The 12,512-nt window shown below is 61.7% G+C and carries 8 protein-coding genes; 7 read left to right on the plus strand and 1 reads right to left on the minus strand.

The annotated features are described in order from the left end of the window. The first annotated feature begins 464 nt into the window (after positions 1-464). Genes QEH57_RS20610 through QEH57_RS20620 form a run of 3 tightly spaced genes read left to right on the plus strand, consistent with a single transcriptional unit; the run spans position 465 to position 3,769 of the window. Positions 465-1,280: a sugar phosphate isomerase/epimerase gene (locus QEH57_RS20610; RefSeq protein ID WP_309008675.1), complete on the plus strand. Its 816-nt coding sequence runs from the start codon at positions 465-467 to the stop codon at positions 1,278-1,280. A gap of 6 nt (positions 1,281-1,286) precedes the next feature. Continuing rightward, the gene (locus tag QEH57_RS20615; protein ID WP_309008676.1) at positions 1,287-3,248 is read left to right on the plus strand and encodes a CRTAC1 family protein; all 1,962 of its coding nucleotides are present in this window, start codon (positions 1,287-1,289) and stop codon (positions 3,246-3,248) included. Further along, entirely contained in the window at positions 3,245-3,769 is a 525-nt protein-coding gene (locus tag QEH57_RS20620) for a RidA family protein (protein ID WP_309008677.1), read from the plus strand. Before QEH57_RS20615 ends, QEH57_RS20620 begins: the two co-directional genes overlap by 4 nt. A 7-nt stretch (positions 3,770-3,776) precedes the next feature. On the opposite strand, the gene QEH57_RS20625 is transcribed toward QEH57_RS20620, so the two are convergent. Next, entirely contained in the window at positions 3,777-5,048 is a 1,272-nt protein-coding gene (locus QEH57_RS20625; RefSeq protein WP_309008678.1) for an aminotransferase class V-fold PLP-dependent enzyme, read from the minus strand. Between the two features lie 164 nt (positions 5,049-5,212). On the opposite strand from QEH57_RS20625, the gene QEH57_RS20630 reads away from it, so the two are divergent. From QEH57_RS20630 to QEH57_RS20645, 4 genes are all read left to right on the plus strand, one after another. Further along, positions 5,213-5,914: a peptidase E gene (locus QEH57_RS20630; RefSeq protein ID WP_309008679.1), complete on the plus strand. Its 702-nt coding sequence runs from the start codon at positions 5,213-5,215 to the stop codon at positions 5,912-5,914. A gap of 15 nt (positions 5,915-5,929) precedes the next feature. Further along, the gene (locus QEH57_RS20635; RefSeq protein WP_309008680.1) at positions 5,930-7,366 is read left to right on the plus strand and encodes an enolase C-terminal domain-like protein; all 1,437 of its coding nucleotides are present in this window, start codon (positions 5,930-5,932) and stop codon (positions 7,364-7,366) included. Positions 7,367-7,514: 148 nt separating this feature from the next. Further along, the gene (locus QEH57_RS20640) at positions 7,515-9,821 is read left to right on the plus strand and encodes a hypothetical protein (protein ID WP_309008681.1); all 2,307 of its coding nucleotides are present in this window, start codon (positions 7,515-7,517) and stop codon (positions 9,819-9,821) included. Between the two features lie 100 nt (positions 9,822-9,921). Then, on the plus strand, positions 9,922-12,333 hold the full coding sequence (locus QEH57_RS20645; protein ID WP_309008682.1) for a hypothetical protein: 2,412 nt from the start codon (positions 9,922-9,924) through the stop codon (positions 12,331-12,333). The last annotated feature ends 179 nt before the right edge of the window (positions 12,334-12,512 follow it).

Here is a 12,512-nt window from a genome sequence, read left to right on the forward strand (position 1 = left end):
CTTTGTTCGAGAAGTTTCACAAGTAAGCATAGTTCGGATACTTCGAGGCTCTAGGGACCTAGATCCAGCATTTGAAGAAGAATGAAGGCCATCAAGTCGCTCCTTACAACTTCGGCCAGCGCTCCGCACTAGCCTACGCGCATCAGCTCGGCTATCGTCGGGACACCAAAAGGGGGCAAACCGCGGGACACCAAAAGAGGTCAAACCGTAATGTTTGAAAAGAACTCCAGATGGGACAGGGCCTCCTCCTTCCCCTGTCGGTAGAAAGAAGCATCTGGGACCGACTCAGAACCGCTCTCGAGTAGGTAAGGGACTATGCCGATCGGAGAAGAGCGGGCGGTTCTTCCTGCCGCCTGACTGTCGGTCCTCTTGTTTTACCGAAAAGCGACTTGGCAACTGGCTCCCCAGCGTCCTCTTGCCCTACCTTGGAAGCTCGCTCCAACTTCCCATTCCCCTAACGCTACATGGAATTCTCAATCCTTTCCGACGAGATCTCTCTCGACATCGAAGAAGCGCTCCAGCACGGAGCCGCCCTCGGCTTTCGCAAGTACGAAATCCGCTGCATCGACGACTACGAACATCGCATTCCCTACTTCAAACCGGGCCGCGAGCAATACCTGCAGGAGAAGGTCGACTCCGGGGAGATCGAGGTGACCGCCGTCACTCCCGGCGTATTCAAGATCGACCTCAGCGATCCTGCCCGCGTGCGCAAGGAACTGGACGAAACCTTGCCGCTGAGCTGCGAAATGGCCGTCCGCCTCAAGGCTCCCACCGTGATCGTCTTCGGCTTCATGCGGGGCCCCGGCTCCGATCGCGAGCAAGCCGTTTCCTTGCTCAAGGAAGCCGCCAGCGTGGCCAAGAAATACAATCTCAAGCTCGCGGTGGAAAACGAGCCAGGCTCCTTTTGCGACACCGGGGCCGCTACCGCCGACATCGTGGAGGAAATCGGCATGGACCACGTCGGTATCAATTGGGACCCGGGCAACGCTCTCACGGTGGGCGAGGTCCCCTTCCCGATCGGCTACGAACGGGTCCGCCCTTACTTGCAAAACATGCACATCAAGGACACCATCCCGATCCCGCCCGACAAGTGGGAAAACCGCCTCGTAGGCGACGGCGGGGTCAACTGGATCGGGCAGCTGCAGGCCGTCATCAAGGACCAAGCCCTTCCGTTCCTCACAATCGAAACCCATGTCTTTCCCGTCCTAGAATCTACCCGCGAAGAGCTGCGACGGCTGAAGATCTACCTCGAAACCATCAAGCAGCTCGACTCCGCCTAGCTCGGTATGGCCCCGCTCTTAAAAGGCTTCGCCCCCGCCGCGCTGGCCCTGATCGCCGTCGCCGTAGCCCCCACGCAGGCGACTGCCCGCGAATGGGAGCGCGCCACCGCAAGCGCCGGACTCGACGGCATCGAGGCGTCCCGACTCAAATTCGTCGACCTCAACCAGGACCGACGGCCGGACGCAGTTATCCTGCCTGACAACAGCGCCTCCGCTCCCCGCATCTTTCTCAACCTAGCCCGCCCCAAGTCGCCACTCGGGTTTCGCTATATCGAAAAAACGGATACAGGCCTCCCGCTCCTCAGCAAGGCCGACATTATCGCCTTCGCCGATATCGACAACGACGGCAAGCAAGACGCTCTCATCGGCCGCAACCTCGACATCTACCAGAGCAACTACGCACCGCCTGCGGAGGCCCCCAAAACCAGCGCCTGGCTGCCGGGGAAAGGCGACGGCTCCTTCGGCGCCCCAATCCCGATTCCCGCCGCAAGCCTCGCGACCACCTGCTCCATCGCAGTCGGCGACGTCAACGAAGACGGACTGCCCGATCTCTTCATCGGCAACTGGTACGAGCGCTACTTTTCTGGATACGAGGCCTTTGCCAACGACCTCCTTTTGCAATACCGCCCTCCCGCAGGCAGCCCCGCCTTCGTTCGCTGGCCATTGCCCAACGAAACCGCCCCCACCGACTACACGACCGACCTAGGGGGACGTCCGACTTACGGTACGGCCTTCGCCCGCCTCGACGACGGTTTGCCGATGCTCGTCGAGCTCAACTACGGCCGCCGCTGGAACCGTCTCTACAAGATGGATACGCGCAAACCGCTGCGCGAGCTCAAGGACTATCCCGCCACGCCCTTCATCCTGCAAGAGCCCAAAGCCCTGGCCGCCCACCTCGTGCGCCACCTCAAAGGCCGCGACATCGCCGCTGAAGCCGGAGTAGACGGCGACGCGATTCGCCATGGCCGTCACCAAAAGTGGCCGCTCGAGCTCGCCAACGACAAACCGCGCTCCCTGCGTCCCGACGAGCCTCCTTTCCGAGCCAACGGGAACACCTTCGACGTCGCAGTGGGCGATATCGACAACGACGGCGACTTCGACCTCTTCGTCAGCACCATCTTCCACGCTTGGGCAGGCGACTCCTCGGACCGCTCCCGCTTTCTCGTCAACCAATTCGCCGACAGCGGAACGGTCGCTTTCCAGGAGTCCGAGCGACTTTCGGTGGACCGCCTTCCCGAGCCACCGGGCCCGGGCGAAAAGTGGCAGTACCACCACGTGCGCCAGAACCAGGGCGACATCTTCGCGGAGTTGGCCGACCTCGACCAGGACGGGCGCCTCGACCTGATCCTTTGCTCCTCCGACTATGCCGACGAAGCGCCTTACGAAGAACGGCTGCGAATTTTCCTGCAGCAGCCCGACGGGAGCTTCGCCGATCGCACGGCCCAGCTCGGCATCGACCATATCGGGGCCGGCATGCCTTCCCTCGCGGACGTCGATCTCGACGGCGACCTGGACTTGCTGGTTGGCCAGAGCTTCAATCGCCTGACCCAAGACCAGCGCCAAGCGGCCTCCGTCGCCAGCGGGGCCCTCCCCCCCAACCACCCGGCAGACGCAGCTCCGGAACGACGGGCCAGCCTTTTCCTCAACCCCGCCAGCGAACAGAACCATTCCATTACCTTCACCCTCGTCGGCAGTCCGGAAGACAACGTCAGCCGCGACGCCTACGGAGCCATCGTCCGCCTGACCGCCGACCTGGACGGCGACCCCAGCACGCCCGAGGTCACGCAAGCGCGACAACTCCTCGGTCCCGGCGGTCATGCCGGAAAGCAGCACCCGCTTCTCATCCACTTCGGGCTCGGCCGCGCCACGCACGCTAGCGCGGTAGAGATCGTCTGGCCCAATCCGCAACGCGAAACCACTCGCCTCACTCAGCTCGCCCCCGGGCACCACGAAATCACGTATCCATGAAATCACGACTCATCGCATCTACCTTGGTCGCCTTCTCCTGCCTATCGCTCGCCTCTTGCGCCGATACGCCGGAAAGCCGGCTCCAAGCCCTCGACATTACGCTCGTCACCAAAAGCGCGCCCGTAGCCAACTACGTCAGCGCCGTGCGCTCCGGCAATCTGATCTTCCTCGCCGGGCATCTGCCCAAGCGGGAGGATGGGGCCCTGGTGACAGGCAAGCTCGGCGACGGCCTCGCCACGCAGGAAGGCTACGACGCGGCCCGACTCACCGCCATTGCCCTGATCGCAACGCTCAAGTCTGAACTCGGCGAACTCAGCAAGGTAAAGCGAATCGTCAAGGTATCCGGCATGGTCAACGCAACGCCCGACTACACCGAGCACTCGCAAGTGATCAACGGCTGTTCGGACCTCCTGGTCGAGGTATTCGGAGATCGAGGACGGCACGCTCGGGTGGCTTGCGGCTACGCTTCGCTTCCCCTCAACGCCGCCGTCGAAATCGACCTCATCGTCGAGGTCGAGTAGAACGTATTTATAAGCTCGCTACGGTGGAGCGAACCGCATCCACGTAGCGAAGCGCGTCCGCTTCCTGATGATACACGTGCCAGGAAGCACGTACCCCGTTGAGATCCTCTTCCGTGACCACGCGGGTGCGGAACTTGAATTCCTTGGACAAGCGGCTGCTCACATCCATGCAGCTGACGCCCGGCACCCGGAAGGTCAGGATGGAGCTACGCATGGCGGAGTCGAGCGGGCTGAGAAGCTCCACGCCCTTGATTTCCTGCAAGCCTTGCGAGACCAGCTCCGACAAGCGAGCTCCGTGCTCGGCGATCCGTTCCCGGCCAATCTGTTCCTGCAGGGCGATCGCTTTCTCGAGCCCTACGACACTAGCCGCGTTGCGGGTGCCATACTCGTGGCGAGTCGCCGCTGCCGCGTACTCCAAAGTGTCCGGCAGTTCGTAGGCCGAATCTGAATACGCTCCGATGTGGCTGCATACGACTTCGTCGTTTCGCTCGGCTGCGATATAGAGAATGCCAGTCTCGATCGGTCCGTTGAGCCATTTGTGGCCGCTGGTCGCGTAGGAATCGCAGCCAAGATCCTTCACGTCGAAGGGAAACATACCGGCGCTTTGGGCCCCGTCCACATGAAACCAGATCCCACGCCGCTTCGCTTCCGCCGCGATGGCCGGGATATCGAAAATCAATCCGGTAGTGGCCGTCACGTGACTCACTTGGATCACGCGGGTGCGGCGGGTCACCTTGGCGAAGAGTCGCTCCAGGTTTTCCTCCACGCTGCGGGAAGACGGCTCGAAGATCTTCACCTTTACGCCATCCAGCTTTTGGCGATTCATCCAAGCGAAGGAGCCGCCAGGATGGGCGTGCGACTCGAAGAGCACTTCGTCGCCCTTGCGCAACTTCAGGCCGCTGGAGATGATGGAATTTCCTTCCGAGGCATTGCGCACGAAGGCGATCTCGTTCGGCTTGGCCCCCAGGAAAGCCGCCGCGCTTTCACGAGCCCCTGCGAAAAGCTTGTGGTAGTGCTCGCCGATGCGACCCTGCAGCTGGCACTGCTCCGCGACCGCGTCCAACACGGGTTGGGAGGCCGGCCCCAGACCGCCCGTATTCAAGTAGGTCACCTCGGAACGCAGCGGAAACAAGGCTCGCACCTCGTCCCAGTTGCCGACCGCCAAGCCGCTCGAGCCCGCGCTCTTTTGCGGGGTCAGCTTCGCCCCGAAAACCTTGGCTCCCGCCAGGGCGCTTGCTCCGCCGGCCGCGACCGTTCTAAGAAAACGTTTCCGATCCATATTTCCCATCCAAGCAACTTGAGAGATGAGCCCGGGAAATTGAAAGAAACTTCCGGTTTACGGTAACGAAAACTTCGCTGGCAAATCCTCGCCTCGGGCCCGGGCATGAACTAGAGTGTGCCGCTCACAAACAAGCCCTAGCTGGGTTCCGCTTTTACGTTATCATGATTCGCAAGCAAATCATCGCCATGGGGGGAGGCGGTTTTTCCATGGAGCCGGACAATCCCTTGCTCGACGCCTACATCGTAGCCGCTTCGCCCCAAAAACAGCCCACCGTCGGCCTGCTCCCTACCGCGAGCGGCGACTCCGACTGGCTCATCTCGCGCTTCTACCGGACCTTCAACAAGCTCCCTTGCCGACCGAAGCACCTGCCCCTTTTTCGCCAGCCCCCTGATCTTGCGGCCGAAGTCGCGGAATGCGATATCCTCTACGTGACGGGAGGCAATACCCGCAACCAACTCGCCATCTGGAAGGCCAGCGGCATGGACCTGCTGCTGCGGGAAGCCTGGGAACGCGGCGTAGTGCTGGCCGGGCTGAGCGCCGGCGCCATCTGCTGGTTCCAGCAAGGGCAGACCGATTCCACCGGAATGCTCACCGCCATCGATTGCCTCGGCTTCCTGCCCGGCAGCTGCTCGCCGCACTACGATGGCGAAGCCGAACGCCGCCGCTCCTACCACGCCCTGTTGAAATCGGGCCAGATTTGCGATGGCATCGCCCTCGACGACGGCGTCGCCGCCCACTATCACGGCACCAAGCGCGTCGCCATCGTGAGCTCCCGGCCCCAGGCTCGGGCCTTCGAGGTGAAACGGGTCGGCGACTCCATCCACGAAGACGCCCTCGAAACGCAGTTCCTTGGAAGAGCTTAACCACACCCCGAAACCATGATCCGACTCATCGATAGCCGTATCCACTTTTTGCCTATCAACACCCGTATGCCCTTCCGCTACGGAATTGCGACCATGACCCACCTGCCGGTCGCCTTCGTGTTTCTCAAGTTCCGGTTTGGTAAGGACAATGCGGATACGCAGTGGGGATTCGCCTCGGACCTGCTGCCGCCCCGTTGGTTCAAGAAGGACCCCCAACAATCTCCCGATGCGGAAATCGAGGAAATGAAATCCGTCCTGCAGCATGCCCTCGCGGCCGCGGCCAAGCTCGAGGCGGAAATCCCCTTTGCCTTTTGGGACCAGCTCTACCGGCTGCAGCTCGAATGGGCCCAAGGGCAGCAGATCCCGCCTCTCCTCGCCAACTTCGGTACCACCTTCGTGGAACGGGCCTTGCTGGACGCCTTCGCTCGCTTCCAGCAAAAACCGTTCTCCCAGTTTCTCCTCACGGAAAAGCTGAAAGTGGAGCTCGGCCCGCTGCACCCCGAACTTTACGGCCTCTCCGCCGCCCAGCTGCTTCCCTCCGCGCCCTTGCCGCGTATCCAGGCAAGGCATACGGTGGGCTTCGGCGATCCCCTGCTCGAAGCCGATATCTCCGCCGAGGATCGCGTAGCGGACGCTTTGCCGCAATCCCTCGAGACAGCGATCCAGCGCTACGGGCTTTCCCAGTTTAAGGTGAAGATCAACGGACGGCTGCCCGAAGACCTGGCCCGTTTGCAGGCCCTGACTGATATCTTTGCCCGGCTCTGCCCCAGCGGCTACGCGCTTTCTTTGGACGGGAACGAGCAGTTCGAGTCTTGGAGCCAGTTCGCCGACTTCTGGAGCGCCGCCCAAGCTCAGCCTAAGCTGCGTCCGCTGCTGCAAAACGTACGCTTCATCGAGCAACCCCTTTCCCGCCAAAGCGCCCTTTCCTCCACCCAAATCGGCCGGCTGCCGGACGGGTCCGCAACGCCGCCGGTGATTATCGACGAATCCGACGATGGGCCGGAAACCTTCCGCCATGCTATCGACTGCGGCTATCGCGGGGTGAGCCACAAGAACTGCAAAGGCATCTTCAAGGGCATCGCCAATCGCTGCCTCATCGAATACCGCAACCAAAATTCGGATACGCAGCTATTCATGAGCGGCGAAGACCTTTGCAACATCGGTCCCGTCTCCCTGCAGCAAGACCTCGCCATGCAAAGCTTGCTCGGCAACGCCAGCGTCGAGCGCAACGGTCACCACTACTTTTACGGCCTTTCGCAATTTCCAAGCTCCGTGCAGGAACTGCTCTGCGAGCGACATCCGGAGCTCTACCAGCGGGACGACGCAGGCACCGCGACCTTGCAGATCGCGAAGGGCGAGATCCCTACCGCGGACCTTCACCAGCTTCCCTTCGCAAGCGGATTCAGTCCGCAGGAGCTGGCGGCCTCCCTCGGCTTGCCGCCGTTAGGCTAGGCCACCCGTTTCCGCCCGCCTCGTCCCAGACTTTATCGTAAACTCAAAACCCTCTCGATTCCCCTCTCCACCTAGGGTCGGATAGGGCTCCTCATTCATGCCCCAGGACCCCTTCCCGGCGACAATCTCAAACGAGGCCTACTTAAAAATGAAGCTTTCAGAACTCTTTCAAAGCGCCAGCGACATCCAAACCGTCCACGACAGCCTACCCGTGGAAAAGACCGCGGCAGCGCTGCTCCAGCAACACCTTCCTGAGGCGGGATCCGCCCCAGGAACCAAGGGCATTCCGGTCACCGTAGCCGTGCTCACTCCCGCGGAAGCAGCAGAGCGCAAGGTCGATCCGCAAGGCAAGGAGGAGTGGATGTACCTGCGGGCCAGCGAAGCCTCCGGTATCGAACTCTACGCCTCCCACACCTGGTTCCTCTACCGGCTCGCCTACCAGTTCCTGCACGATTTCGGCGATCGGGAGGTCCAGGAATTGGCCCAAGGCGAAGTCCGCCAAGCGACTTTCAAGAACCTGCGTCCTTCCTACGATTCCCTGCTCAACAACCACGCCCGTACCGCTAAGGATTTCGACGCGGAAGACCATATTCGCGAAATGGCCCAGCTCGGCTTCACCCATGTGGAAGTCAACGGCCTGGCAACGACTTTCCCGGCCGAGGAAAACGCTCCCGGCGAACTGCTGTATTTGTTCTACACCTACTGCGCCGCGCTCGACCAGTTCGTATACAGCAAGCTGAACAAGGGCATCTACCCTTACCACTACTTGCAGGCCAACCTCAACAAGCTCGTGCGCTCCGCCCAGCTTGCCGAGAAGTACGGCCTGCGAGCCGGACTGGTCTGCTTCGAACCACGCTCCGTATCGGAAAAACTGCTCGAGCGCTACCCGATGTTGCGCGGAGCCCGCGTCGACCATCCGCTGCGCAGCTTCCGTCCGCGCTACAACCTTTGCACGTCCCACCCGGTGGTGCTCGACCACTACCAGGAGATGCTGGAAAAGATCATGCGGGCGGCGCCCAACATCGACTTCATGTCCATTTGGTCCAACGACAGCGGAGCGGGCTTCGAGTACACCGCCTCCCTCTACGTCGGCCGCAATGGCGGCGGCTACGAGATCCGCGAGTGGAAGGGCGAAAACGAGATCGTGGAAGCAGCCGCCAACAACATCCTGCGCTTCATGAAAACCTTGCGGACCGCGGGCCGGAAGGTGAACCCCGACTTTCGCTGCATCCTCAAGAACGAAGTTTTCTACGCGGAGCAGGAGCACCTGCGAGCCAACCTCGAGCCCGGGCTCGAATTCGAGACCAGTACCCTGGATACCAAAGGCTTCGAAGGCGGCTACCACCATCCGAAATACGATTGGGCCGACGACTTCATGTTCACCGGGCTCTTCAACCAGTTCCACGAAAAGGAGCGTCGCCACATGGACGCCATCCAGGCCAAGGGCTCCAACGTGCACATCTATATCAATTCCGGCGCCTTCTGGAACCTGGAGCCCATCAAGGCCGTTCCCTATCCCAAGCTGATGTGGGAAAAGCTCCGCGACCTGCGGCAGCAAGGCGTCGACTACGTGGCCAACATGACCGGCACCCTGCCCGAATCGCTGGCCCCCTACAACATCAACCAGGAAGTCCTGCGGGCGTTCCAGGCCGATCCCGAGCTGCCGCTCGACGCGGTGCTCAAGCGGGCCGCCCGGCGCTGGATCGGCGAAGAGGACGCCGACTTGCTGGTGAAAGCCTGGCTCTTGGTGGACGAGGCCTACCGCAGCTATCCGCCCCCTGTCAGCGTGCTGTCCTTCTGGAGCACCTGGTACCGGATCCTAGTACGGCCTTTCGTGCCCAACTTCGAGGCCCTCAGCGAGGAAGACCGCGCCTTCTACGAAAACTTCCACCTCGGCCACGCCAACAATCGCGTGCGGGTCGATTTCCGGCGCGAGGTCAACTTCGACTTCTGCACTCCGGAGTACGGCAACAAGTGTCGCCACGCCATCACCGACAACGTCTTTCCCGCCATCGAGCAAGCCATCGAGCTGGCTCGCAACGCCCGCAACCGGGCTCCGGAAGGCTCCCAGCGCCGCGAGGTCTGGACCGTGCTGCTGGACCGCTTCACGCCCATGAAGAACTGGTTCCGCACCCAACGCAACGTGGCGGCCTGGATCGAAGGCGTGCACGGCTACATGGAAGCAAGCGACGAGCAGGCCAAGGCCGCGGCCCGTGAGCTGACCAAGCTCACCGTGCTCGACGAAAAGCAGAACGCCATCGAACTGCTCGAGCACGTGCGCACGGCTACCACCGAGTGGATGATCCAGTCCGCGGTGGGCGAAACCACTTTCATTTACGGGTCCAACCTAGAGGAGCTGCTCGAAAAGAAAATCGCCCTTATGGAAGGACGCGAGGAGGACGAACCGTTTGTCGACCCCGACTACATGTGGCGCGTCCCTGGAATCAACTGCTAAGTTAGAGAAGAACTCGGGGATCCAACAAGCCAATCCGCTCTGCGCTACCAACCCGCAGGCGGATTGGCTTCAACTTTTATAAACAAGACCTGCTGCCATAATGCTCCAGTCCGACAACCTGCTCGACACGCCTGACCTCGATCCCCCCATGGGGGACCTCTTTTCCTTCCGCACCTTGTCGGAATGCCGTTCGCTCTGGACCGCTCCGCTCCCGTCGGAAGACAGCGCCCCCGCCCGGCGCATCATCCACTGCCGAGCCTTCACCCCCAGCGGGAAAGCGACCGTAAGGAGAGTTGGATACAAAAGCGCCCAAGGCTACCACAAGTGCGGAAGCCACCAGGAGAACGACTGGATCGTAGACCTGCGTATCCTAACGCTCGATACGCCAAACGGGGATTGGCGAGAGCTCGCCTACCTGCAGGACCTGCCGCCTCAGGAAGAAGGACAAATCGAATGGATCGAACTGGGCGAGCTGAATACCTACGGCCTCATTCTGGAAATACGCCGCTGCGGCATCGACGATTGGTGGACCCCTTGGAACCTCGCCGCCCAGGCCTTTACGGTTCTCGGCGAGCTGCACGACCCCATCGCGCCGCGAAACGAAACCCTCATCGAAACCAAATCCATCGATCTCGCCGGACTCCCTGAGGGCCTGCGAGCCGAACGCAAGGACGGCCAGATCCGTTTCCGATCCGACTACCTGCAGGTCGGTTTCTACCTTAGCCGCAGTGGATTTTCCCACTTGGGAATCGACCAGTCCGGTAAGGGGCAAACGGATACGAACCTGCTGCAAGTTGGCCCCGGATCCTTCCACCAAGGCCCCATGCTCAGTCCGCTCGGCGACACGCCGGTTGCCGATCCGGCGGTTCGCTTTCGCTTCACCGGCAGCGTTTCCGTAAAAGCCAACACCTTAGTCTACGAGCTGCGCAACGAGCGCTGCGACCAGAGCTACCGGCTCGAGTGGACGGTGCTGCCCGACAAGTTGCGTTTCACCTCCCTGCGCCAGTCGGGCAAGCCTTTGCGAGCTTGGAATAGCGCCGCGTGGAGGATGAGCTTCCACGCTCCGACTTCTCCGAGCCAAGTGATTGCCAAAGTCGACCCCCGCGGCCAAAGCGGCAGCTTCCAAAGCCCAGCCATCCTGCACGCTCCCACTCAAGGCAGCCTTGCCATGACAGCGGAAGGAACAACCTCCGCCAGGCTGGAGGTCTTCCGACCGAGGGACCGCATCGAGCTCGAACTGAAAACCGGCGAAAGCCCTTGTCCGGAAGGAGATTGGCTGCTGGAGGCTGGGAGCCACCCTGCGAGCTGGATTCTCGAAGTCACCCACCCGAGCTTTCCATTGATCCCCGAGGCGCCTGCCAGCGCCCGAGCGGCCTTGCGGCAAGCTGGCTTTACGGGCCTTAACTTTCGTCCCGATACCGCAACGCTGAGCAACAACGGGGCCTCGATCCACTGTCCTATTTCCATGGATACCTGGGCCTGCCAGTGCTTACGCATGGGCGAGCTGCAGCCTGGGCTGCGCAGCGAAGACCTGCTGCGCCTTTCTCTTGAACGCTGGTTGGACGGCGGTCCCGGCTACGCAGGCGGCAACCTCAAGCAGCAAGGGGAACTGCACTCCGGCGAGGACGAATACCTCATGACCGGTACCGCGGCCCTACTCGGACTGGCGGAGTACCTGCGCAAGTCCGCCACCCTCGAGTGGAAACGCGAATACGCCCTCCCCATCGAGCGCAAGCTGCAAGAGATGCAGGCGCGCGACCTAGATGGCGACGGCCTCGTCGAGAGCGCCTACCGGACCGGCACATCCGGCTCGCTGCAGTGGAGCACCTGCTGGTACGACGTGATTTCCTACGGCTGGAAAGATGCCTTTTCCAATGCCTTGCTCTACGAGGCCCTGGCCCACCTTTGCCAAGCGGTGCCGCACTCTCCCCTCGCCCATTGGCAGGATCCGCTCACGCAGTGGAAAGAGAAGCTCAAACGGGCCTACGCTCCCACCTTCCTCACCCCGGAAACGGGTTGGCTGGCAGGCTGGGTTTGTCGCGAAGGAAAACGGCACGACTACGCCTTTCTAGCCTGCAACGGAGCTGCCGTGGCGGCCGGTCTCCTCGAAATGGATACAGCGAAAAAGGCCATGCGCGGCTTGCTCGAAGATGCGAAAGCGGTCGGCATGCCATCCGCTCGCCTTGGCCTCCCGGGCAATCTCCGTTCCATCCCGGACCACGACCTTTCCGACATTATCCAAGGGTATCCGTTCGGCTACTACCAAAACGGAGGCCGCACTCATGCCCAGGCCCGCCATTTCCTGCGAGGCCTTTACGCAGTCGGCCTGCAAGCGGAAGCCGACGCGCTGCTGGAAGAGCTCTGCGAAGGTTTTGCCGAGGCGGAAGTATTCGGCGGCTGCAAAAGCGGTCTGGATTGGCGCTACTGGGACGATCGTCCCTGCGGCTACGAAGGACTGCTCACCGACCAGTTCGGCATCATCGGCCTCATCCTGGAACGCTACGGCTGCTGAGCCGCGTCTCAGGCTTGTTTCTAAGCAGGCCGCAGCGCGATCGCCATTTTCTAAAGCAGTGGGATTGCCCTCTTAGCTGTAAGGAGGCCTCCCATGGCGCCAGCCCTGCACTCGAGAGCGGCTCCCCGGAAAAGGGTTACGAACGCAAAAATAGGGGCTCCCTTGCGGGAGCCCCTATT

Source organism: Pelagicoccus sp. SDUM812005 (genome assembly GCF_031127875.1).
Classification (GTDB): Bacteria; Verrucomicrobiota; Verrucomicrobiia; order Opitutales; family Opitutaceae; genus Pelagicoccus.